We start from the raw sequence: 23000 nt of genomic DNA on the forward strand, positions 1-23000 counted from the left end.
ACCGGCAACTCCTCCAGCACGTCCCCGAAGGGGCCGCCCGCCATCCGTGGTGCGGGCGGCCCCTTCGGCGTGCCCCCGTAGACCTGTTCGGAGTGTCGTCCGATTGAGCTCCGCCCGAAATGGGTAGGCCGTTCGGTCGGATCATTCTGGAGGTGCCTACGATGACCGAAGCCGCGCCGCGGCTGGCCGCTCTCGCCGAGACCCTGCTGGGCGCCCCCCTGCCCGTCCGGATTCGCGCCTGGGACGGCAGCGAGGCCGGACCGCCCGCCGGACCCACCCTGGTGCTGACCAACCGCCGCGCCCTGCGCCGCGTGCTGTGGCGGCCGGGCGAGCTGGGGCTGGCCCGGGCCTGGGTCGCCGGGGACCTGACGGTGGAGGGCGACCTCTTCGAACTGCTGGACCGGGTGGCCGGGCTGCTCTGGGAGCGCGCGCCCGCCGCCGCCCCCGAGACCCCGCCGGCCCTGCGCCGCTCGGGCCTCGGCAAGCTCGGTGCCCTGCGCCCCCAGCTCCCGCAGCTGCCGGACCGGGCCGCGGGCGCCGCCCAGGCCGCCGCGCTGCTGCGCGACCCGGGGGCCCGCTCAGCCCTGCGCGACCTCGTCGCCATGGCCCGGCCGTGGCCGGCGCCGGCGCCGCCGCCCGAGGAGGCGGCAGGCCGCCGGGGCGGCCAGATCCACAGCAAGAGCCGCGACAAGCAGGCGATCAGTCACCACTACGACGTCGGCAACGAGTTCTACGAGTACGTCCTGGGTCCCTCGATGGTGTACTCCTGCGCCTACTGGAACCCCGGCTCCACGCTGGAGGAGGCCCAGCGGGACAAACTCGACCTGGTCTGCCGCAAACTCGGCCTCCGGCCCGGCGAGCGGCTCCTCGACGTCGGCTGCGGCTGGGGCTCCATGGCCCTGCACGCGGCCCGGGAGTACGGGGTCCGCGTCACCGGCATCACCCTCTCGCGCGAGCAGGCCGTGTACGCCCGCAAGCGGGCCGCGGAGGAGGGGCTGGCCGACCGGCTCGACATCCGGATCCAGGACTACCGGGACGTCAAGGACGGCCCGTACGACGCCATTTCCTCCATCGGCATGGCCGAGCACGTGGGCGCGGAGCGCTACCGCGAGTACGCCCGCACCCTGCACGCCCTGCTGGCGCCCGGCGGCCGACTGCTGAACCACCAGATCGCGCGTCCGCCGGAGCCGGACGAAGAGGCGTACCGGATCGACGAGTTCATCGATGCCTACGTCTTCCCCGACGGCGAACTCTCCCCGCTGGGCACGACGGTGGGCGAGCTGGAGCGGGCCGGCTTCGAGGTCCGCGACGTGGAGGCGCTGCGCGAGCACTACGCGCTGACCCTGCGGGCCTGGGTGGCGCGGCTGGAGAAGCACTGGGACGAGGCCGTACGGCTGACCTCGCCCGGGCGGGCCCGGGTCTGGCGCCTGTACATGGCGGCCTCGGCGCTGGGCTTCGAGCGCGGCCGGCTCGGCGTCAACCAGGTCCTCGCGGTGAAGCCGGCCGAGGCCGGGCGCTCGGGGCTGCCGCTGAGGCTGCGTACCTGGGGCGCGTGAGCCCGTAGGGCCGACCACGTACGCGCAGGCCCCGCAGGGCCCCGTACGACGGCGGGAAGGGCCCCGGGGCGTGTGCCCCGGGGCCCTTCCGTGTCCCTGCCGTGGAACGCCGCGCCTACTCGGTCTTGATGGCGGTGAGCATGTTCAGCCGGGCCGCGCTGCGGGCGGGCCACATGGCCGCCAGGACGCCGACCACGCCGGCCAGCAGGAGGAAGATGCCGATCCGGTCCCAGGGGAGGACCAGGGCGTAGTTCGGGACCCCCTTGGCGATGGTGGTGCCCACCGCCCAGGCGAGGAAGACGCCGATCCCGATGCCGAGCACCGCGCCGAAGAGCGAGATGACCACGGCCTCCAGGCGGATCATGTTCTTCACCCGGCTGCGGTCGAGGCCGATCGCCCGCAGCATGCCGATCTCCTGGGTCCGCTCGAAGACGGACATCGCGAGGGTGTTGACCACGCCCAGCACCGAGATGATCAGGGCCATGCCGAGCAGTCCGTACATGATGTTCAGCATCGTGTTGATGATGCCGCCCATCTCGTTGCGCATGTCCTCCTGGGTGGCGACCTTGATCGCCGGGTTCTTGCCGAGGGCGTCGACGACCGTCTGCTGCGCGGCCTTCGAGGCGCCGGCGGTGGTGTTGACGTACACCTCGCGGATGTACTGCTCCTCGCTGTGCGAGGCGAGGATCTTGTTGTCGAGCACGTACGGGGAGAGCAGGCCCTCCAGGTCCTTGTAGACCGCGCCGACCTTGAGCGTGCCCTTCTGGCCGTCGTCGTACTGGACTTCCAGCGACGAGCCGACGGAGAGGTTCTGCTTCTTCGCCGTGGTCTCGGCGACGGCCACCTCGCCCTTGGCGAGGCTGTCCATCGAGCCGCCGACGGTGTCGATGTTCAGCATCTGGCCGATGGCGGACGGGGTGACGCCGGAGGCGGAGCGGAACGAGCCGCCGATCCGCAGGTAGCCGTCGGCCTGGGGGGAGACCGCCTTGATGCCGGGGGCCTTGGCCAGGGTCTCGGCGACCGACTTGTCCAGGCTCATGCCCTCGGCGGCCATGGAGACCTTGTAGTCGGCCTTCAGCTTGTCCGTGCTCATCTTGTCGACGGCCGTGCCCATGGTGATGCCGAGCACCGACAGCGTGGTGACCATGGTCAGGCCGATCGACAGGGAGGCGGCCGTGACGGCGGTGCGGCGCGGGTTGCGCACGGCGTTCTGCGCGGCCAGCTTGCCGGGGATGCCGAAGACCTTCTGCAGCGCGGGGCGGATCGCTCCGATGACCGGCTTGGAGAGCAGCGGCAGCACCACGATCAGGCCGATGAGCATGAAGAACGCGCCGGCGCCGAGGGTCAGGCGGCCGTTCTGGCCGCCCATGGAGACGCCGAGCAGGACCAGGCCGATGCCGCCGAGGCTGATGACCGAGCCGAGGACGTTCCGTACGACCAGGGACTTCGCGGTGGCCGGCAGGTGGGCGCTGCCCATGGCGGCGACCGGGGCGATCCGGCCGGTGCGCCAGGCGGGCAGGAGGGCGGCGAGGGTGGTGACGAGGACGCCGATGACCACGGCCGCGACGACGGTGCCCGGGGCGATCACGAGGTCGCCGGCCGGGAGCTTGGCGCCGAAGGCCTCGATCGCGGAGCGCATGGCGACCGCCAGGCCGGTGCCGGCGACCAGGCCGACGACGGCGGAGACGACGCCGACGACCAGGGCCTCGGTGAGGACCGAGCGCATGACCTGTCCGCGGTTGGCGCCGACGGCGCGCAGCAGGGCCAGTTCCTTGGTGCGCTGGGTGACCAGCATGGTGAAGGTGTTGTAGATCAGGAAGATGCCGACGAAGAGCGCGATGCCCGCGAACGCGAGCAGCATCTGGTTCATGTTGGACATGCCCCGCTCGACGTCCTTCGCCTGCTCGGCGGCGAGGGCGGCGCCGGTCTGGGCCTTGGTGTGCTTGGAGTCGAGCAGCGGCTTGATGTCGGTCAGCAGCTGGTCGGCGGAGGTCCCGGCCTTGGCGGCGACCGACAGTTCCTCGTAGTAGCCGGGCTTGAGGTACAGCTCCTGGGCGACGGCGGTGTCGAAGAGGACCAGGCTGCCGCCGGCGCTGACCGCGCCGTCCTCGGTGGTGAAGACGCCGGAGAGGGTGTACTCCTTCACCGGGCCGTTGGTGGCGACGCGGACCTTGTCGCCGACCTTGTACTTGCCGGTGGCGGCGGTCGCCTTGTCGAGGGCGACCTGGTCGGCCTTGGCCGGGCCGGTGCCCTCGGTGAAGGCGTAGCGCGGGTCCTTGCCGTCCTTGACGGGGGCGTAGTTGGAGCCCTTGTTGGACCAGCCGGAGCCGATCAGCTCGCCCTTCTCGTCACCCACGCCGGCGAAACCGGAGACGCGGCCGGAGACGGAGTCGACGCCCTTGACGGCCTTGACCTTGTCGAGGGTCTGCTGGCTGAGGCCGACCTCGCCCTCCTTCTGGCCGTCGTCGCCCCGGCCCTGGCCGTAGGAGGTCACGGAGACGGCGACGCCGTCGTAGCTCTTGGCGGACTGGCTGGAGAGGGCCTTGCTGAGGGTGTCGGTGAAGACGAGGGTGCCGGAGACGAAGGCGACGCCGAGGACGACGGCGAGCACCGTCATCAGCAGCCTGGCCTTGTGCGCGAGCACGTTGCGCAGCGCGGTACGGAACATGGTGGAGGAGTCCAGGTGGTAAGGGGTCAGCGGGGACGGGGAGGGAACGTCCCTCAGCTGGTGCGGCCCTTGGCGTCGAAGGCCTTCATGCGGTCGAGCACGCCGTCTGCGGTGGGGCCGTACATCTCGTCGACTATGCGGCCGTCGGCGAGGAAGATGACGCGGTCCGCGTAGGAGGCGGCGACCGGGTCGTGGGTGACCATGACGACGGTCTGGCCGAGCTCGCGCACGGAGTTGCGCAGGAAGCCGAGGACCTCGGCGCCGGAGCGGGAGTCCAGGTTTCCGGTCGGCTCGTCACCGAAGATGATCTCGGGACGGGAGGCCAGGGCGCGGGCCACGGCCACGCGCTGCTGCTGGCCGCCGGAGAGCTGGGTGGGCCGGTGGCCGAGGCGGCCGGAGAGCCCGACCATCTCGATGACGGTGTCCAGCCACTGCTTGTCCGGCTTGCGGCCCGCGATGTCCATCGGCAGGGTGATGTTCTCCAGCGCCGTCAGCGTCGGCAGCAGGTTGAAGGCCTGGAAGATGAAGCCGATCTTGTCCCGGCGCAGCTGGGTCAGCTGCTTGTCCTTGAGGGTGCCGAGCTCGGTCTCGCCGATGCGGACGGAGCCGGCGGAGAAGGTGTCCAGACCGGCGACGCAGTGCATCAGGGTGGACTTGCCGGAGCCCGAGGGGCCCATGATCGCGGTGAACTGGCCCTGGCCGAAGTCCACGGAGACGTTGTCGAGGGCGACCACCTGGGTCTCGCCCTGGCCGTACACCTTGGAGAGGCCGGTGGCCCGGGCGGCCACGGCCTGGGTGGTGTGCGGGGCGTAGTTCATGGTGGTCACGGAAGCGACTCCTCGGGCTGCGGACCGGAGTGCGGTCTGCGGATCGGCGGGACCCTCCCATCGTCGCCGTGCGCACCCCCGCGGGGGATCAGCCGAGGTGCCCGTTCCCAGGCCCACTGGAGTCTGACCGGAGGGCGGGCAGCATCCTCCTCTGGTATGACGGCCGCCCCTGTGCGGTGTCCGGGGACGGCCTCCGGGGGCTGGGGTGGCCCGGGGTGGCGCACGGGTGGTGGAGGCCATCGAAATCCCGTCAATCACGTATCGCGGGTGATCGCCGCCCGTAACGGGCCCACCGTGTGTTCTGGCGTCTGACGCCCACTCAAGCGCCAATAAAATCAGACAACATCGGATAGACGACCCACTGCCGACCAGAGTGATCCGGATAGGCTCGGCACAGCGTTCAGTGCTTTTGTACGGGAGCCACCACGCCCTGCCCGGATGGTGGAATGCAGACACGGCGAGCTTAAACCTCGCTGGCTTAGGCCGTGCCGGTTCAAGTCCGGCTCCGGGCACGAGTACGTTCCGCACGCACCGGAACACACGAACGGCGGGGGCGCCCAGAGGGCACCCCCGCCGTCGTGTTCTCCGCGGCTACCGGATCAGGATCCGCCGCCCAGGGTGACCCGCAGGCGGTCGGGCACCGACTGCCCGTCGGCCTGCCGCAGGGTCACGTCGATCCAGCCCTTGTGGCCTTCGGGGAGCGCGACGTAGTAGACGTCCCGCCCCGTCGCCCGGGGGGCGAGGGTCCTGACGAGCTGCCAGGGCCTTTCCCTCCCCTCGTAGGTCACGGACGTCACCTTGGTGCCGGCTTCGGCGGCGAACACGATGTACGACTCCGAGAAGCCCATGCCGGGGCCGAAGAGCGCCTCCAGCCGGGAACCCGGCTCAGGAGCCGGCTCCGTGACCGCCGCGCAGGCGATCTCGTTCATCGCGCCGGGGGCCTTGATCTGCGCGAAGCAGACCTTGCCCCCGTCCGTCTCCCAGAGGTAGGAGGCGGACGTCCCGGCCTGCCGGGCCAGACTCAGCCCGGCGCTGGTGGGCGCCGAGCCGGACGCAGTGGCCTGCCGGGCGAGAACCGAGGCCAGCGCGGGCAGGTCGAGCGTGGGTGAGGGCGAGGCCACGGGAGCCGAGGCGACCGGTGCCTGCGGAGCGGCGGCGCCGCCCTGCGTGCCCCCGCAGCCCGCCGCGAGCAGCACGGCCGCCGCCGTCAGGAACAAGCCCGCCCGCGCGCGTACGGGGCTCAGCACGAGCCGGCCTGATTGCACGCCTTCACGTCCAGCGAGACCATCGTGGCCGGTTTGGAGGAGAACGTGTAGGGCTGCCAATTGGTGACGTCGAAGGTTCCCCATGTCTTGGAGGTCACCGTGCCGTCCTTGTGCATGTAGGTCGTGTTGTACTTCGTGAGCTTGCCCGATGGCACGTACCCGAACAGCTCGCCCTTCGTGAGGTTGAGCTTCATGGCCTCGGCCGCTGTCGCCGTGCTCGTCTTGGTCTGGGCATCGGTCCACGTGTAGTCGCCGTTGACACCCAGCGAGACTTCGACGCTTCCTTCCGCGACCAGGGGGATCTTCGCCTTTCCTCCGGCCTTGACCGCCGCCGACCAGCCGAACTTGCTCGCGTACTGCTCCATCGTCGTGTACATGGCCGCGTACGTATAGGTGAAGGTCAGCTCGTGGGACTTGGCGACCTCCCGGACGTCCGCCCCGGTCGTGTAGTCGGTGTACGGGTCTTCGGACAGGATGACGGTCGAGGAGAACTCGACGTCCTGACCGCCGTCGGGAACCGTCACACCCTTGGGGAGCTTGGGCAGCATGGAAGGCAGCTGCTGGCAGCCGTCGCAGTAGTGCCTGCCGGAGGAGTTGCTGCTGTTGCTGCCGCTACCACCGCCGTTGCCGCCACCGCCACCGCCACCGCCACCGCCACCGCCGCCACCGCCGTCGTCGTCGTCGGAGGGCGGGGTGTAGCCGACCGAGTCCTGGACGTCCTTGGAGCAGTACTTCAGGTCGTACAGGCAGGAGTTCGGCGGGGAGCCGAGTTCGGTGCCCGCCGGGTCGGTCAGGCTGACCGGGTTGTTGTTGCCGTACTGGTAGGCGTTGTGCTGGCGCGGGTCGTCCGCCACGAAGAGCGGGTCGACCGAGACGAAGCGGCCCAGGGCCGTGTCGTACTCGCGGGCCCCGAGGTGCACCAGGCCGGTCGCGACGTCGTTCGTACCGCCGACGAAGCCCTTGTCACCGGTCCAGCCGGACGGCTGGGTGCCGCGTGCGCCACCGAAGACCGCGGTCTTGCGGCGCGTGACGACCTGCGCCGCGTCGGCCGTGACCTGCGTCGTGCCCGTGCCGTGGTGGTCGGTGACCGTGAAGGCCAGCTTCGTGCCCGTCCGTACCGCGACGGTCTGCGATCCGGCCGTGTAGTAGCGGGTACCCGTGACCGTGCCCGACTTGGACAGCTTCAGCTCGTTGCCGCCCGGAAGGTAGAGCGTGGTGCCGGTGGCGTCCTTGGCGACCAGCCGCTGCCCCTCCGTGTCGTAGACGTAGCCGGCGATCTCGGTGCTCCCCGTCACGACCGACGCCAAGTGGCCCTCGTCGCTCCAGTTCAGCGTCTGCTGGGGGGCCGTGCCGATCTTGCGGGTCTTGGTGTTGCCGGACCCGTCGTAGGTGAACACCTCGTCGTGGGCGTTGGTGCCGGTCTGCGCGACCTTGGGCAGGTCGTGCTTGCCCGCGGTCGGGGCGGAGTAGGTGCGCAGCGTGTCGGCGCTCGGGCCCGAGGCCGTCTTGTGCTGGACCTCCGTCTTGCGGTTGCCCATGGCGTCGTACGTGTACGACGTCCAGTACGTGTCCTGGCCGCCGACGACCGCGGTGGAGGGTGCCGTCGCGCACTGCTCGCCGGTGTTCGTCCAGGCCTCGGAGATCCGGCCCAGGGCGTCGAGCGCCAGGCACTGCGTGTCGGTGGTGCGTCCCGCGTCCTGGCCGTAGGCGGTGCCCATGGAGGTGATGTTCCCCGACGGGTCGTAGCCGTACTTCGTGTCCTCGATCCGCTGCGGAGCGACCTCGCGGTCGGTGGTGCTGCGGGTCAGGGACCCGGTGTGCTCGTCGTACTCGCTCGTCGTCCACAGGTGCCGGCCGAAATCGCCCAGCTCCGTCCGCGTGTTGCGGCCGTAGTGGTCGTACGTCACGTCGGAGATCAGGGCGTCGGTGCCCGCGCCCATGGAGGCGAGCAGGCCGGACTGCGCCGTGTAGGTGTTGGTGACGGTTTCCGCCGGCAGGTCGCCGATGGCCGGCTGCTTGGTCCACATGACCTGGCCGGTGTTGGCGTTGTACGAGGTCGTCCACTTGTAGACGCCCGCCAGCGCGCCCTCGCTGTCCGGGACGGTCAGCTGGGTGACGACCGGCTTGTAGAGGGAGTTGTAGGAGGTGACGGCCGACTCGTAGGCCTTGCCCCCGACCCAGCGCGTGGACTTCGACAGCTGGCCCTTGGCCACCGTGTCGTACTCCCACGAGGTGAGCGTGGTCGCGCCGTTCTTCACGGCGGTCTTGCGGCCCAGCGCGTCGTAGTCGGTGTGCAGCGTGATGCCGCGCGCCACGCCGGTGACGTCCGTCGCCCGGTCGCCCTGGTCGTAGGACGTCTTGGCCGTGCCCTTGTCCGGGTCGTCCGTCTGGATCTGACGGCCGCGGACGTCATAGGTGTACGTCCACTTCGCGTTCGACGGGTCGGTGATCGAGGAGGCCCGGCCGCGCTTGTCGAACCCGTACAGGGTCGACTGCGAGGTCGTGCGCGCCGCGTTCGTGTACTGCTTCAGCTCGACGGTCCGGCCCAGCGCGTCCACGACCGTGGTGACCGCGGTGCCGCCCTGCGGCGGGACCACCGTCGTCGTGTCGCCGGTGTAGGAGGTCGTGACCCGCTTGGTCTCGTCACCGAACCGCTTCGAGATCACCGCGGTCGGGCGACCCGCACCGTCGAACTCCGTGTCCGTGGACGCGGGGTAGTTCAGCTCCTGCCCGGTCACGAGCACGGGCTCGGCCGCACCGGTGGCGAAGTAGCTGCCGGAGTTGCGCCAGGCCAGGCCGCGGGTGTCGAAGCGGGTCTCCGTGACCAGGCGTCCGGCGCGGTCGGGGGAGGGCACCTGGGTCTGGACCGGGCGGAGCATGCCGTCGAAGAAGGCGTACTCGCTGCGGTACGTGGAGTCGGCGCCGAGCGTCTTGGTCGTGACGACGACCGCACCGTCGTTGCGCACCAGGTAGTCGAAGCTCTTGTTCGGGGAGTCCGGATAGGTGACCGCGGACCGGCTCGCCATCCACACCTTGGAGGTCCGGCCCAGCGCGTCGTACGCCGTGGTCGTGATCTTGCCGTTGGCGTCCGTCACCTGGGTGGGCTGGCCCCGCAGGGGGTCCATGACGGTGGTGGCGGCGTGGTTGAGGGGGTTGGTGACGAGCACGCTGGTCGGCGCCTCGCCCGTGGCCGGGGTGTAGGCGGTCTTGGTGACCTGGCCGTAGGCGTTCGCGGCGGTGAGGCCGCGGCCGTAGACGTCGAAGTCCGCGGCCGGGGTCGAGCCGGTCACGTCGTAGCCGTCGCCCTTGCCGTTGATCCGGTCGGTCTTGGTGACGTCGCCCTTGGTCGGCGCCGCGTCGAGCGCGCCGCCGTCGTAGTAGGTGCGCACGTCGTCGATGACGTCATCGGGACGGGAGACGGGGGAGCCGCAGGTGACGGCGACCGTCTCGACGCGGCTGACCTTGTCGAGGATCGCGCCGGCGCCGGTGCGGGCGTAGCCGGTGGTGGTGCACTTCTCGTCGCCGGTCTTGGCCGTGTCACCGGTCGAGGACTCGCTCGCGACCATGCCGTACGCGTCGAACGTGCGGGTGAGGTCGACGGTGCGGGTGCCGCCGGTGACGGTGGTGCGGGTCGACTCCTTCTCCACACCGGTCTGGTACGAGACCAGGTCCGGCAGGCCCGTGCGGGCGCGCTTGGCGATCTGCGCGGAGCGCCACGGCGTGTACGAGGTCGCGGAGACCGGCTTCGACGTGTCGTCGCCGTTGTACGTGACCTTCTCGCGGGCCATGCCCGCGAACTCCTCGCGGTCCGTGACGGACGCGCCGGCCGAGTCCGCGACGGCCTTGCCGTCCAGGCCCCGGAAGAAGCGCTCCTCCGTCAGCGTGCGCGGGTCGTCGGCCGCGCCGGTGCGGGTCTGGACCCGCCCGTAGCCGCGGGCGACCGAGTAGGTGCGGTCCTCGGCCTTGGAGAGCTCGTCGGTGCCCTTCGTCCAGGCGGCGCCGTCGAGGTAGGAGTACGAGGTGACCTTGTCGGGGGTGGAGGCCAGGTTGTCGCCCTCGACGACCTGCGTGACCACGTACGAGTTGAACCAGTCCGGCTTCGCGTCGTTGCCCTCGTACGCCCACTTCACCTGGTAGCAGCGGGTGGTGTTCGAGCCGTCGGCCGGCGGCAGGGTGCTGCTCGTGCACTCGGGCTGGGAGTAGGTGACGCCGATGGTGGCGCCGGTCTCCGTGGTGACCTGGTAGAGGCGCAGGCGGATGAAGGGGGCGAGGCCGTCGCCGGTCTTGTCGACGCGGTTCGCCTTCTGCTCGCCCGCGAAGGTCACCGGGGGAGTGGAAAGGGTCCCGCCCACCTTGCCGGTGCGCTGGATCGACTTGAGCCACATCGGCGTGGAGACGCCGTCACCGGAGGCGGGGAAGTCCTGGGCCAGGGCCCAGCTGTCGACGTCCTTGTAGGCGCCGCCGGTCAGCACCTTCGTGGTGATCGAGGTCAGTCGCTTGCGCGACCAGAAGGTCGCCGCGAACTGGTCCTTGCACTCGGTGGCGCCGTCCTTGCAGTACTGGTCGAACGGGACGTCCGGCCAGTTCTTGGCGTTGGTGTCGTCGAAGGTGCCGCAGCCCGTCAGGCAGCGCTCGGAGACGTCGAACTTCACCTGGCCCATGGCCTTGCCGGTGTAGACGGCGTCCTTGCGCAGGCCGTAGTCGATGTGGTCGAGCCAGCCGCCGCGGACGTACGGGGTGACCGTGGACTTGCCGGTGGTCTCCGAGACGTTGCGGCCGTAGTTGTTCTTCTCGGTCTGCCAGTAGTACGCCATGGCGTTGTCGTGCGGGTCGACGACGTAGTCGAGCTGCCAGCGCCAGGCCTGCTGGCACCAGGCGGAGGCGAACGAGGCGTTGTAGCAGGGCTCGCCCGACTGGTTGCCGAAGACCGGGACGGTCCAGGCGGAGTTGGTCGTCGGGTCGTCGGCGGCGCTCCCGTTGTCCTTCCAGCCGGGAAGGCGGTTCAGGCCGAAGAAGTACTGGGTGCCGTCGGCCGTGGTGATCTTCCAGTGCTCACCGTCGTTGTCGCCGTTGGTGGCGCCGGTGAGCTTCTCGACCTTCGAGCCGGTGTCCCGGGCCTCGTGCCAGCCCTTGCCGGCCTCGTAGACCAGCTCGGTGGACTTGCCGCCCAGGGAGAGCGTGGCGTTGTCGTTGTACCAGCACACGTCACCGACGCGGGTCGTGTTGGTGCCGCCGGTCTTGTCGTCGTTGCAGGACTTGTACCGGCGCTCGATGAAGCCCGGTTCGTACGTCCAGCCGTCGCCGATCCAGCTCGGCTGGTTGTTGGAGGCCGCCGTGCGGCCGTCCACGGACTGCGAGCTGTAGTCCAGGGAGATCTTGGGCTGGACGCCGCCCGGTACCGCGGGCACGTTGACGGGGTAGGACCAGGAGAAGCTTCCCGTCGACGCCCCGGCGGACCAGGACCCCGAGGCCTGCAGGGAGGTCGCCTTGTAGTCGCCGCTGCCGCCGGAGTCCGCCGCGACGGCGGCCATGACGGTCGCCGTTCCGACGCCGACCGGGGCCGACAGGGTGCCGGCCTTGGTGTCGTTCGTCGTCCGCAGCGGGGTGCGGGTGCGGCACTTGGCGTCGTCCGGCGTGGTCAGGGCGCAGGCCGGCAGTTCCACCAGCTGCAGGCGCCCGGACCAGTCGCCGCCGTACGCGCCGCGGAAGCCCGAGTAGTCGACCTTGACCTGGGCGGGACCGGCCTTGGCCACGCCGTCCGCGCGCTTCACGGACAGCAGGACGCCGTCGACGCCGGCCTTGGCCGCGGCCTGGCGGTCCGCGACCGACACGCGCAGCCTGGACGGCGCCGCGGCCGCCGGGTCCGCGCCCGGGGCCTGGGCCCCCTTGGCCCATCCGCCGACCCCCCCGGTCGGCGGCAGGGGAGCGACCGAGACGGGCAGATCGCCGGCCTTCTTCAGGCCGCGGAGCTCGACCTCGGCGGTTCCGACTTTCGGCCATACGACCTTCGGCGCCCCCTTCCAGGAGTTCGCCGCGGCCGCGTCGGGCTTCCGCTTGCCCCCGGGCTTCGCCTTGGCCACCGGAACGGCCGAAGGCTGCTTCAGCCCGGGAAGTGGAATTCTGCCATCCATATTTACGGCCACCGCAGTGCCCGGTAGTACGCCTATCGCGACTGCGGCGGCCAAAGCCGCCGCAAGTGCGCGCGCGTAGGAAATCGACACACCTGTCCCTTCTCTTCACATTCTCTTCATGGGGTAAAGACGTCGCAGGCTAGCAACGAACACCCGCTCGAAGGGGGGCGGTTGAGCTGGATCTGAGCAGGTGGGGGCGTGTCACCGGGGCAAGTCTCGAAATCATCGGAAATCTGTTGCGTGGCATGTATAAATGCCGCATGATCCGCGGGTCGTCGAATTCGCGTGGACGGTTCGCCGACGGTCGATCCGATGGATTTCAAGAGGTTCGGCGCAAAGATCTTCCGGAAAGGCCGTGCGAAGCGGGCGACCCGTCCGGCCGCGGGCCCGTCGCCGGCGCGTCATCGGCCGGCCCGGAGGAGCTCCCGGCACCCGCAGGTGCTGGGCAAAGATCCTCCCTGAGCAGTAGGGTCAGATTTTTGCTAACGCATTACTCTTGTTGCAAGGCCGCGCACGGTGGCCATGGAGGAGTGAGATGAGGAGCAGCAACCCGGTCTTCTCGCGACGGGGGTTCAGCCGCGACAACGGTGGCTACGCGGGCTTTGACGCGCAGCACCAGCAGGCCGGGACCAACCCGTACGCGACGAATCCTTACGCCACGGACGCGGTCACCGGCATGCCGCAGGCGCCCGCCCGTGCCGACGTGATGACCATGGACGACGTCGTGAGCCGTACGGCCATGACGCTCGGCACGGTCATCCTCACGGCGACGATCGCGTGGATCGCCATGCCGGTCGACCCGGCGAACGTCAACAAGTCGTACGGCATCGCCATCGGCGCCGCGCTCGTCGCGATGGTCCTCGGGCTCGTGCAGTCCTTCAAGCGCAAGGCCTCGCCGCCGATCATCCTCGCGTACGCGGCCTTCGAGGGCTTCTTCCTCGGCGTCCTCAGCGCGGCGACCAGCACCTACTTCGGTGCCGGCGTGGTCATCCAGGCCGTGCTCGGCACGATGTGCGTCTTCGCCTCCGTGCTGTTCGCGTACAAGATGCGCTGGATCCGCGTCACCCGCCGCTTCTACGGCTTCGTGATGGCGGCCGCCATGGGCTTCATGCTGCTCATGGTCGCGAACCTGCTGTTCTCCGTCTTCGCGGGCGGTGACGGCCTCGGCTTCCGCAGCGGCGGCCTCGGCATCCTGTTCGGCATCGTCGGCGTCGTCCTCGGCGCCTGCTTCCTCGCCCTGGACTTCAAGCAGGTCGAGGACGGCATCACCTACGGTGCCCCGCGCGACGAGGCCTGGCTGGCCGCCTTCGGCCTGACGCTGACCCTGGTGTGGATCTACCTGGAGCTGCTGCGCCTGTTCCAGATCCTCTCCGGCGACGACTAGTCGTACCGGCCGGCCCACCGGCGCGGACGGCAAGGGGAAGGCCCCGCGAGCTCACCGCTCGCGGGGCCTTCCCGCGTCTCGGAGGGGTACGGGGTCGGGGACGGAGGGGTCGGGGGAGGGGCGGCCGGATCAGCCGAACTTGCGGGCCGCCCTGCGCAGGTCGTACTCGTGGATGATCGCCTTGGCCTGGCCGTACGAGAGTTCGTGCGCGCCGCGCAGCCAGCTGACCTTCTCCTCGAACCGGACGAGGGAGGGGCCGTCGTCCACGGTCCGGAGCCAGTCGGACACTTCACGACCGGTGGTCAGGGGGATTCTGTCGATCATGTTGCGGTGGGTCTGCTCGGAGAACTCTACGGACATGGGCGCCTCCGGAGGTATCGCCGTGCTGTGCTGTTCTCTTCACGCCACCGTGCCGGAGAGTTCGCCCGTTGGCAATGGCGCCGCGGCGGCGCGTAAGGTCGGCCGGGTGCTTGATACTTCGCCTCTGACCGCCGCCGTGGAACGTTTCGCCGACCGGCTGCGGGCCATGCCGCAGAGCCGTCTCCAACAGGGCGCCGCAGCCGAGGCGCTGGAGCTGGCCCGGGAGCTCTCCGTACGGGCCCAGGAGCTGGAGGCGCCGAGCCGCGGCGCGGGGGCGGCTCCGGCGCGTCGGATGCCCGACGCGGGGGTGTTCGTGGTCGGGGACCAGGTGGCGGTGGCCGGAATGGACCTCGCGGAGGCGCTGCGCGCCGCCGCCACCGCTGCCGAGGGCTCCCCGGAAACCGCGAAGGCCCCGTCCGGGATGCTGGACGAGGCCGTGCGGCTGGTGGAGCGGGCGGAAGCCGGAGCGACGCGCTGAGCGGCGCGTCGCGGTGTCAGAGCGACGCGATGACGCGGTCCGCGAGGATGTAGACGTTGTTGTCGGGGTCCTGGGCGTCACCGCAGGAGAAGGTCAGCGCGTAGGCGCCCGAGATGCCGGAGCCGCCCAGCAGGACCGGCGCGGTGCCCGAGCGCAGCGCCTCGGCGAGGCGCTCCGCCGTCTCCCGGTGGCCCGGGGTCATGCACAGCGTGGTGCCGTCGGTGAACACGTACACGTCGAGCGTGCCCAGCGGACCCGGCCGGACGTCCGCGAGGGCCGTACGGGCCTCCGCGAGCTCCTCCAGGCGCGAGACGGTGCGTTCGTGGTCGGCGCCGGGGGCCGGGGCCTGGACCGGCACGAAGTCGGGGTGCGAGGGGTGGCGCCGGCGGGCGGCGGCCAGCTCGGCCGAATCCTCGGGGTAGTCGTCGGCGGCCTCGTCGCCGAGCACCGGCTCCAGACCCACCAGGTCGGCCTGGCGGGGCAGGAAGACGGCGGGGCCGTCCTCTCCGAGGCCGGGCAGGCCGCCCAGCAGGGAGGGCGCGTCGGCGGCGTCGCGGGCCTCCTGCGCGGCCCAGAAGGCCCGCGCCTCGGCGAGCTCGCGCTCGCGCTCCTCGGCCAGGGCCTCGGCCACGGCGGCCCGTATCTCGGCGGCGGGGGACTGCACGGCACTGCGGGCGTGCGGGACGGTCGTGCCGCGGGTGTGGGCGGGCGTCGCCAGCTCACCGCGGAGGGCCGTCACCTGCTTGCGCAGGCCGTGTACGGCGTGCAGCGCAGCAGCGCCCACGGTCGCGGCGGCGGCCGTGGTCAGCAGCAGGGCAAGAGACATGGCGCTCACTGACTAACTCCTGATTGATTCGATCCCCCGACTTCCTACATCAGAGTGTCCTGACCTGGGAATGGCGTGCAGTGCATTACGTCACGAATTGGACAGGGCTTTGGTCACACACAGGTCCTGTGAATCGGCTCTGACCTGCGGAAATACCGAACCCCCAGGACAAAGGTCACATCCTGGGGGAGATTCGGTCACAGGTCGGCCGCGACGGGATTGGATTCGGTGTCAGTACGCCGCAAGGGATCAAGCGGATCCCTTGCGGCGCCTGGACGGTGGAACCAGCTCAGTTCCTCGCGGCGCCCCTACCCTCGCTCCGGCTCAGCTCAGCCGCTCGATGACCATCGCCATGCCCTGGCCGCCGCCGACGCACATGGTCTCGAGGCCGAACTGCTTGTCGTGGAACTGGAGGCTGTTGATCAGGGTGCCGGTGATGCGGGCACCGGTCATCCCGAACGGGTGACCGACGGCGATGGCGCCACCGTTGACGTTCAGCTTCTCCAGCGGGATCTCCAGGTCCCGGTACGACGGGATGACCTGGGCCGCGAAGGCCTCGTTGATCTCGAACAGGTCGATGTCGCCGACGGTCAGACCGGCGCGCTTGAGGGCCTGCTTCGACGCCTCGACCGGGCCGAGGCCCATGATCTCGGGGGAGAGGCCGGTGACACCGGTGGAGACGATCCGGGCCAGCGGGGTCAGGCCCAGCTCCCGCGCCTTGGTGTCGCTCATGATGACCAGCGCGGCGGCGCCGTCGTTGAGCGGGCAGCAGTTGGCGGCCGTGACCAGGCCGTCGGGGCGGAAGACGGGCTTGAGGCCCTGGACGCCTTCCAGGGTGACGCCGGCGCGCGGGCCGTCGTCCCCGGAGACGACCGTGCCGTCGGGGGTGGTGACCGGGGTGATCTCCCGCTCCCAGAAGCCGTTCTTGATGGCGGCCTCGGCGAGGTTCTGCGAGCGGACGCCGAACTCGTCCATGTCCTGGCGGGTCACGCCCTTGATCCGGGCCAGGTTCTCGGCGGTCTGGCCCATCGCGATGTAGGCGTCGGGGACGAGGCCGTCCTCGCGCGGGTCGTGCCACGAGGAGCCCTCGCTCTGCGCGACGGCGGCCGTGCGGGCCTCGGCGTCGGCGAAGAGCGGGTTGTGGGTGTCGGGCCAGGAGTCGGAGTTGCCCTTGGCGAACCGCGAGACCATCTCGACGCCGGCCGAGATGAACACGTCGCCCTCGCCCGCCTTGATGGCGTGCAGCGCCATGCGGGAGGTCTGCAGGGAGGAGGAGCAGTAGCGGGTGATCGTGGTGCCGGGCAGGAAGTCCATGCCCATCTGCACGGCCACGATGCGGGCCAGGTTGTTGCCCTGCTCGCCGCCGGGGAGGCCGCAGCCGAGCATCAGGTCGTCGATCTGGCGCGGGTCCAGCTCGGGGATCTTGGCGAGGGCGGCCTGGATGATCGTGGCGGTCAGGTCGTCCGGGCGCACGTCCTTGAGGGAGCCCTTGAAGGCGCGCCCGATGGGGGAGCGGGCGGTGGAAACGATGACTGCTTCGGGCATCGGGGCTCCAAGGGGGGTGAGTTGCGGCTCGTTGCTGGACCGCAAGCGAAGTTACCGGCCCGTACGGTCGAGGTCACCGACTTGGGCGTGTGATGCCGGTCGCTCCGCGGGGAGAACGCGCGGGGGCCGTGCTCGTGTTCCGGGCCCCCGGCCCGGCCCCGCGCCGCGCGCCCCGAGCGCCGGAGCTGCGGCGGGGCGGCGGGCGGCGCGGCGTCAGCTGGGGGAGGGGGTGTCGGCCCGGGGCGGCAGGGCCGGGCCCGCCGACCGGGTGGTCGGGGCCGACAGGTCCTCGGCCGGGACCCGCCTGCGGCGGCGGTGCTTGAGCAGGGCCCACGGCCCGCGGGCCGGGGTGACCTCCGTGCCCGCCTGCCCGGCGGCGGCCGACGCCGCCTTGGCCACCGGCAGCATGTCCTCGTTCCGCGCCACCTCCAGCCGGTCCGACTCCGGCCACAGGGAGAGCGCCGCGCACAGCGTGGGCAGGACGGCCATGGCCGCCGTCGCGTAGCCCTCCGCCGACGGGTGGTACGAGTCCGGGCCGAACATCTCGCGCGGGTTCGCCGCGAACTCCGGGCCCAGCAGGTCACCCATGGAGACCGTACGGGCCCCCAGTGCGACGACCCCTATCGTCTGGGCGGCCGCCAGCTGGCGCGAGACCCGCCGGGCCAGCCACCGCAGCGGCTGGTACACCGGCTCGATGGTGCCCAGGTCGGGGCAGGTGCCGACCACCACTTCGGAGCCCGCGAGCCGCAGTCTTCGTACGGCGGAGGTCAGGTGGCGCACCGACTGCGTCGGGGGCATGCGCCGCGTCACGTCGTTCGCGCCGATCATGATCACGCACACGTCCGGCGGCGGCAGCTCCCCGTCCAGGAGCAGCCCGGCCTGCCGGTCGAGGTCGTCGGACATGGCCCCGGATACGGCCACGTTCCGCAGCACCACCGGCCGCTCGGCCACCGCCGCCAGCCCGGAGGCCAGCAGCGCGGCCGGGGTCTGTCTGGCCCGGCGCACGCCGAGCCCGGCGGCCGTGGAGTCGCCCATCATGCCCAGCCGCAGCGGCGTCTGGCCCGGCTGCGCACCGGCGCCGGACGGCCCCGCGAACTCGCTCCCGTACAGCCCGTCCGCCCGCGGCGGATCGCCGAGCCCGGTGCCCACCGTCCGCTTCGCGAACTGCACCTCCGCCAGCACCAGCCCCACGGCGGCGGCTCCGACCAGCCCGAGCCCGCCTCCGCCGTACGCCGCGCCCGCCGCGATCCGGCGGGCCGTCCTCGCCCTGGACACCCCTCGAGCCACCTCCCTTTCCCGTCCGGTCTCGATGACCTACCTGCCCCGTAGTGCCGGTCGGCCAATCCCTTTCCGCTTAGTCTGGCGGGACCTCCCGGAGAACCCGTGGAGTCCCCTCCCTGGAGAACATGGTGCAATTCCACGACTCGATGATCAGCCTCGTCGGCAACACCCCGCTGGTGAAGCTCAACCGTGTGACCGAAGGCCTGCAGGCCACCGTCCTTGCCAAGGTCGAGTACTTCAATCCCGGTGGATCCGTGAAGGACCGGATCGCCGTCCGGATGATCGAGGCCGCCGAGCAGAGCGGTGCCCTCAAGCCCGGCGGCACCATCGTGGAGCCCACCAGCGGCAACACCGGTGTAGGACTCGCCATCGTGGCCCAGCAGAAGGGCTACAAGTGCATCTTCGTCTGCCCTGACAAGGTGTCCATGGACAAGATCAACGTGATGCGCGCGTACGGAGCCGAGGTCGTGGTCTGCCCGACCGCCGTCGACCCGGAGCACCCGGACTCGTACTACAACGTCTCCGACCGCCTCGCGCGCGAGCCCGGCGCCTGGAAGCCCGACCAGTACAGCAACCCGAACAACCCCCGTTCGCACTACGAGACCACCGGTCCCGAGCTGTGGGAGCAGACGGACGGGAAGATCACCCACTTCGTCGCGGGCGTCGGCACGGGCGGCACGATCTCGGGTACGGGCAACTACCTCAAGGAGGTGTCCGGCGGCAAGGTCAAGGTCATCGGCGCCGACCCCGAGGGCTCGGTCTACTCCGGCGGCTCGGGCCGTCCGTACCTGGTCGAGGGCGTCGGCGAGGACTTCTGGCCGACCGCCTACGACCCGAACGTGACGGACGAGATCATCGCGGTGTCCGACAAGGACTCCTTCCAGATGACCCGCCGCCTCGCCAAGGAGGAGGGCCTGCTCGTCGGCGGCTCCTGCGGCATGGCGGTCGTCGCGGCGCTGAAGGCCGCCGAGGGGCTCGGCCCGGACGACGTGGTCGTCGTCCTGCTGCCGGACAGCGGCCGCGGCTACCTCAGCAAGATCTTCAGCGACGAGTGGATGGCCGGTCACGGCTTCCTGGAGGAGGCGGGCCCGGCGGCTCGCATCGGCGACGTGCTGAACGACAAGGAGGGCGGCATCCCCTCCCTCGTCCACATGCACCCCGAGGAGACCGTGGGCGAGGCCATCGAGGTGCTGCGCGAGTACGGCGTCTCCCAGATGCCGATCGTCAAGCCCGGCGCCGGCCACCCGGACGTGATGGCCGCCGAGGTCATCGGCTCGGTCGTGGAGAAGGAGCTGCTCGCGGCGCTGTTCGCGAAGCAGGCCTCGCTGTCGGACCCGCTGGAGAAGCACATGAGCCGGCCGCTGCCGCAGGTCGGTTCGGGCGAGCCGGTGTCCGAGCTGATGTCCGTGCTGGGCGAGGCGGACGCGGCGATCGTGCTGGTCGAGGGCAAGCCGACCGGTGTGGTGAGCCGTCAGGACCTGCTGGCGTTCCTCGCCAAGGGCGCGAAGTAGCCGAACTGCCGCGAGGAATGGCCGAAGTGCCCGTCGCGCAAAAGGTACGGGCCCGTCATGTGACGGCAGCACCGGCTTAACACGGCTCCGGCACAGTGGTGGTTGTCGGCAGGGAACGGAAACGTCCCGGCCGGCACCACCGAACGGCGTTGGCGTACTTCCGGAGCGGCTCCCGGACCGCGCGAACGCCACGGACGCGGACGGCCCTGACCCGGCCCGTGTCCTTCGCGGGGACCGCCGTCGTCCCGCCCCTCGCCCCGTGCGAGGGTGCGGCGGTCCCCGCGCACACTTCTCCCGGTCCGGCGCGTCACTCGGCCCGGTCGCGGGGGCGCAGGCGCTTCGTCGCGTGGACGAGGTTCACGCCGAGCACGCCCGCCCAGGCCACGAGCAGGCCGCTGAACCCGGCCTGCGTGGCGCCGATGGCCGACAGCGGGATCGCCAGGACCAGCGTGACGATGGCGAAGCCGAAGCGTTCGCCGAAGCCGCCCTCCAGCGGGGACGGCGCGCCGCCGGGGCCGCCGCGGGCGGCGGCCAGGCGCTCCTCGGCCAGTCGGCGACGGACCTGGGTGTCGACCTTCTCCACGAAGGAGTCCACGAGCGCGGCCTCGTAGTCCGGCCCCAGCTCGCGCCGGGCGTCCAACGTCGCGTCGAGTTCCTTCTTCAGCTCCTGGGACTCCATGCGCCCAGCGTAGGAACGGCGGTCGGCCTGGGCACTGGGGTTAGCCCCCGTATCCCCGCGTACCCCCCCGCGCATCCCCGCTGCCGTTGTCCCGCGCCCTCCCTGCCCGGGAACGTCTCGCGGAGCGGTCCGCGGCTTGCCGTGCTGCATAACCGCATGCAGAGTGCTCGGTGACTGAATAATCACGGGGACGGAGGGGTCGGGATGAGCGACAGCCCGGCAGCCAGGCTGCAGACGCTGTTCGAGGGGCACCGGCTGACACCCACCCAGCGCCGGATCGCGCACTGCATGGTGCGCGGGGCGGCCGACGTGCCGTTCTTGTCGAGCGTGGAGCTCGCCGAGCTGGCCGGGGTGAGCCAGCCGTCGGTGACGCGGTTCGCGGTGGCGCTCGGCTTCGACGGTTATCCGGCGCTGCGCCGGCACCTGCGCGAGGTGGCGCCCGCCGAGCGCGCGGCCGCGGCCGCGCGGGAGGACGCGTACAACGAGTACCAGCAGGCCGTCCAGGGCGAGATCGAGAACCTGCGGCAGCTGTCGGCGATGCTCGCCGATCCGTCGCCGGTCGAGGAGGCGGGGCGGGTGCTGGCCGCCTCCAGCCCGCTGCCCGTACTGGGGCTGCGGGCGGCCTCCTCGCAGGCGCGCGGGTTCGCGTACTTCGCCGCCAAGGTGCATCCGGACGTACGGCTCCTCGACGAGGGCGGCTCGATGCTCGCCGACCGGATCGACGCGGCGGCCGGGGCCGGGGCTTCGGCGCTGCTGTGCTTCGCGCTGCCGCGGTATCCGCGGGAGGTGGCGGAGGCGCTGGAGCACGCCCGGGAGGCGGGGCTGAAGGTGGTGACGGTGGCCGACTCGGCCTTCGCGCCGGTGGCCCGCTCCTCGGACCTCCTGATCCCGGCGCCGGTCGGCACGGGCCTGGCCTTCGACACGGCGTGCGCGCCGATGCTGCTGGGCCGCGTCCTCCTGGAGGCCATGGCCGACGCCCTTCCCGACGCCCAGGCCCGCCTGGAGGCCTTCGACGCCCGCGCGGCGGCGCGGGGCCTGTTCGTGGAGTGACCCCCGGGCCCGGGGCTACAGCAGCGCGTCGCGCAGGGGGCCGCCCGATTCGGCGACGATCTCCGCGAGGGACTGGGCGGGGCGGACCTCCGCGAAGCGGACGCCGGCCTGCGGGGTGACCGTGAAGCCGTGCACCGCCGGGCGCGGGAGGCTGTTGTAGCCGTAGTGGGCGGTGAAGAAGTACGCGCCGGTGTCCGGGACGCCGATCAGGTCGCCCGGGGCCAGGAGCGGCAGCTCCCGGGCCGTCGCCAGGAGGTCCCCCGCGAAGCAGGCCGGCCCGGCCACGTCCTGGGCGACCGGGTCGCCGGCCTTCGGAGCCCCCTTCGCGTCGTACGGCAGGATCCGCAGCGGCCACTGGGCCGGGGCGTACACCGTGCGGGTCGCCAGCTGCACCCCCGCGTGGGTGAGCGCGATCGGCCGGGCCCCCGTGGTCTTGGTGTACTCCACCCGCGCCAGCACCAGCCCGTGCTTGGCCAGCAGCGACCGGCCGAACTCCGTCACCAGCCCGTACCCGCCGTCGAAGAGCGCGGGCACCGCCTCGCGCAGCGCGCCGACGTACCGCGCGTACGTCGGATCCTGCTCGTCGGAGGCGAAGTTCACCGGCAGGCCGCCCCCGATGTCGAGGGTGTCGACCTGGCGGCGCCCGGCCGCCGCGTTGATCTCCTCGGCCAGCGCGTGGAGGTCCCGCACCCCCTCCGCGATCAGGGCCAGGGGCACGCCCTGGGAGCCCGAGTGGACGTGCAGCCGGGTCAGCCACGGGCGGTCGAGGTAGGCGCGGACCAGCCGGGCGCGGGCTCCCGGGTCGCGCAGGGCGACGCCGAACTTCGAGGTCGCCGTGGCCGTGGACAGGGCGCCGATGGCGCCGGCCCCGGTCTGGGGGTTGATCCGTACGCCGATCTGGGACCGGGGCCGGCCCGCGCCGACCAGGGCGTCGAGCCGTTCCAGTTCCCGGAGGTTGTCGGCGTTGACGGCGACGCCCAGGGCCAGGGCCTCGCGCAGCTCGGCCGCCGTCTTGGCGGGGGAGTCCAGCACGGTGCGGGCGGCCGGCACCCCGGCCGCCCGGGCCAGCGCCAGCTCGCCGGGGCCGGCCGCCTCGCAGCCGAGCCCGGCGTCCGCCAGCAGCCGCAGCACCGGCACCAGCGGGCAGGCCTTCACGGCGAAGGCGTGCAGGACGGGGGTGCCGGGTGGCAGCGCGGCCGCGAAGGCGTCGGTCAGGGCGGCGGCGGAGGCCCGGATCCCGTCCGTGTCCAGCAGGCAGACCAGCGGCGGCGCGTCGTCGGCCCCGCCCACCAGACCCTGCTCCACCGCGGCCCGAACGGCCAGGTCCCGGCGCGCGGCGGCGCCCTGCGCGTGCATCTCGGCAGCCATGTCCGCCAGCCAATCATCCGGCCGCCCGGCCCGCAGCTGTTGACTGAATCTATTCAGGAAGTCAGGATGTG

The 23000-nt window shown here is 71.4% G+C and carries 15 protein-coding genes and 1 tRNA gene; 6 read left to right on the forward strand and 10 right to left on the reverse strand.

What is annotated here, in order from left to right; genetic code table 11:
• The first annotated feature begins 161 nt into the window (after positions 1-161).
• Entirely contained in the window at positions 162-1556 is a 1395-nt protein-coding gene (locus ACFYZS_RS29270) for a class I SAM-dependent methyltransferase (protein WP_389018823.1), read from the forward strand.
• A gap of 115 nt (positions 1557-1671) precedes the next feature.
• Here ACFYZS_RS29270 and ACFYZS_RS29275 read toward each other — a convergent pair whose 3' ends face one another.
• Both ACFYZS_RS29275 and ACFYZS_RS29280 read right to left on the reverse strand, forming a co-directional pair.
• Positions 1672-4224: an ABC transporter permease gene (locus tag ACFYZS_RS29275; protein ID WP_389018826.1), complete on the reverse strand. Its 2553-nt coding sequence runs from the start codon at positions 4222-4224 to the stop codon at positions 1672-1674.
• Positions 4225-4277: 53 nt separating this feature from the next.
• Positions 4278-5042 carry an ABC transporter ATP-binding protein gene (locus tag ACFYZS_RS29280; protein ID WP_229345355.1) on the reverse strand — a complete coding sequence of 255 codons (765 nt, stop codon included), beginning with the start codon at positions 5040-5042 and terminating at the stop codon, positions 4278-4280.
• Between the two features lie 441 nt (positions 5043-5483).
• On the opposite strand from ACFYZS_RS29280, the gene ACFYZS_RS29285 reads away from it, so the two are divergent.
• Positions 5484-5563 (forward strand) — tRNA-Leu (locus tag ACFYZS_RS29285).
• 87 nt (positions 5564-5650) lie between these two features.
• Here the strand turns inward: ACFYZS_RS29285 and ACFYZS_RS29290 are convergent.
• Both ACFYZS_RS29290 and ACFYZS_RS29295 read right to left on the reverse strand, forming a co-directional pair.
• Positions 5651-6298 carry a hypothetical protein gene (locus ACFYZS_RS29290; RefSeq protein WP_389018830.1) on the reverse strand — a complete coding sequence of 216 codons (648 nt, stop codon included), beginning with the start codon at positions 6296-6298 and terminating at the stop codon, positions 5651-5653.
• The gene (locus tag ACFYZS_RS29295; protein ID WP_389018833.1) at positions 6292-12396 is read right to left on the reverse strand and encodes an RHS repeat-associated core domain-containing protein; all 6105 of its coding nucleotides are present in this window, start codon (positions 12394-12396) and stop codon (positions 6292-6294) included. Before ACFYZS_RS29295 ends, ACFYZS_RS29290 begins: the two co-directional genes overlap by 7 nt.
• Before the next feature lie 586 nt (positions 12397-12982).
• Here ACFYZS_RS29295 and ACFYZS_RS29300 point away from each other — a divergent pair.
• Positions 12983-13831, forward strand: coding sequence for a Bax inhibitor-1/YccA family protein (locus tag ACFYZS_RS29300; protein ID WP_389018836.1), 849 nt, complete (start codon positions 12983-12985; stop codon positions 13829-13831).
• 129 nt (positions 13832-13960) lie between these two features.
• On the opposite strand, the gene ACFYZS_RS29305 is transcribed toward ACFYZS_RS29300, so the two are convergent.
• On the reverse strand, positions 13961-14191 hold the full coding sequence (locus ACFYZS_RS29305; RefSeq protein ID WP_048479109.1) for a DUF4287 domain-containing protein: 231 nt from the start codon (positions 14189-14191) through the stop codon (positions 13961-13963).
• Between the two features lie 106 nt (positions 14192-14297).
• On the opposite strand from ACFYZS_RS29305, the gene ACFYZS_RS29310 reads away from it, so the two are divergent.
• Positions 14298-14669: a hypothetical protein gene (locus ACFYZS_RS29310; RefSeq protein WP_389018839.1), complete on the forward strand. Its 372-nt coding sequence runs from the start codon at positions 14298-14300 to the stop codon at positions 14667-14669.
• A 16-nt stretch (positions 14670-14685) separates the two neighbouring features.
• Here ACFYZS_RS29310 and ACFYZS_RS29315 read toward each other — a convergent pair whose 3' ends face one another.
• From ACFYZS_RS29315 to ACFYZS_RS29325, 3 genes are all read right to left on the reverse strand, one after another.
• The gene (locus tag ACFYZS_RS29315; RefSeq protein WP_389018986.1) at positions 14686-15495 is read right to left on the reverse strand and encodes a hypothetical protein; all 810 of its coding nucleotides are present in this window, start codon (positions 15493-15495) and stop codon (positions 14686-14688) included.
• A 324-nt stretch (positions 15496-15819) separates the two neighbouring features.
• Positions 15820-17040: an acetyl-CoA C-acetyltransferase gene (locus ACFYZS_RS29320; protein ID WP_389018842.1), complete on the reverse strand. Its 1221-nt coding sequence runs from the start codon at positions 17038-17040 to the stop codon at positions 15820-15822.
• Positions 17041-17253: 213 nt separating this feature from the next.
• Positions 17254-18327: an SGNH/GDSL hydrolase family protein gene (locus ACFYZS_RS29325; RefSeq protein WP_389018844.1), complete on the reverse strand. Its 1074-nt coding sequence runs from the start codon at positions 18325-18327 to the stop codon at positions 17254-17256.
• 122 nt (positions 18328-18449) lie between these two features.
• Between ACFYZS_RS29325 and ACFYZS_RS29330 the strand changes: the two genes are divergently transcribed.
• A complete protein-coding gene (locus ACFYZS_RS29330; RefSeq protein ID WP_229345361.1) occupies positions 18450-19832 on the forward strand; it encodes a cystathionine beta-synthase in 1383 nt (460 codons plus the stop codon).
• A 307-nt stretch (positions 19833-20139) separates the two neighbouring features.
• On the opposite strand, the gene ACFYZS_RS29335 is transcribed toward ACFYZS_RS29330, so the two are convergent.
• Positions 20140-20511: a hypothetical protein gene (locus tag ACFYZS_RS29335; protein ID WP_389018846.1), complete on the reverse strand. Its 372-nt coding sequence runs from the start codon at positions 20509-20511 to the stop codon at positions 20140-20142.
• Between the two features lie 204 nt (positions 20512-20715).
• Between ACFYZS_RS29335 and ACFYZS_RS29340 the strand changes: the two genes are divergently transcribed.
• Positions 20716-21561, forward strand: a complete 846-nt coding sequence (locus tag ACFYZS_RS29340; protein ID WP_389018849.1) for a MurR/RpiR family transcriptional regulator — start codon at positions 20716-20718, stop codon at positions 21559-21561.
• 15 nt (positions 21562-21576) lie between these two features.
• Here the strand turns inward: ACFYZS_RS29340 and ACFYZS_RS29345 are convergent, their stop codons facing one another.
• Positions 21577-22929: a diaminopimelate decarboxylase gene (locus ACFYZS_RS29345; RefSeq protein WP_389018852.1), complete on the reverse strand. Its 1353-nt coding sequence runs from the start codon at positions 22927-22929 to the stop codon at positions 21577-21579.
• Between the last annotated feature and the right edge of the window lie 71 nt (positions 22930-23000).

This window comes from Streptomyces sp. NPDC001903 (assembly GCF_042891345.1).
Lineage (GTDB): Bacteria > Actinomycetota > Actinomycetes > Streptomycetales > Streptomycetaceae > Streptomyces.

Bases quoted from the DNA above. Each gene is read 5' to 3' on its own strand.
- ACFYZS_RS29270 (WP_389018823.1), top strand. From the start codon at position 162: ATGACCGAAGCCGCGCCGCGGCTGGCCGCTCTCGCCGAGACCCTGCTG.
- ACFYZS_RS29275 (WP_389018826.1), bottom strand. From the start codon at position 4,224: ATGTTCCGTACCGCGCTGCGCAACGTGCTCGCGCACAAGGCCAGGCTG.
- ACFYZS_RS29280 (WP_229345355.1), bottom strand. From the start codon at position 5,042: ATGAACTACGCCCCGCACACCACCCAGGCCGTGGCCGCCCGGGCCACC.
- ACFYZS_RS29300 (WP_389018836.1), top strand. From the start codon at position 12,983: ATGAGGAGCAGCAACCCGGTCTTCTCGCGACGGGGGTTCAGCCGCGAC.
- ACFYZS_RS29305 (WP_048479109.1), bottom strand. From the start codon at position 14,191: ATGTCCGTAGAGTTCTCCGAGCAGACCCACCGCAACATGATCGACAGA.
- ACFYZS_RS29315 (WP_389018986.1), bottom strand. From the start codon at position 15,495: ATGTCTCTTGCCCTGCTGCTGACCACGGCCGCCGCCGCGACCGTGGGC.
- ACFYZS_RS29320 (WP_389018842.1), bottom strand. From the start codon at position 17,040: ATGCCCGAAGCAGTCATCGTTTCCACCGCCCGCTCCCCCATCGGGCGC.
- ACFYZS_RS29335 (WP_389018846.1), bottom strand. From the start codon at position 20,511: ATGGAGTCCCAGGAGCTGAAGAAGGAACTCGACGCGACGTTGGACGCC.
- ACFYZS_RS29340 (WP_389018849.1), top strand. From the start codon at position 20,716: ATGAGCGACAGCCCGGCAGCCAGGCTGCAGACGCTGTTCGAGGGGCAC.
- ACFYZS_RS29345 (WP_389018852.1), bottom strand. From the start codon at position 22,929: ATGGCTGCCGAGATGCACGCGCAGGGCGCCGCCGCGCGCCGGGACCTG.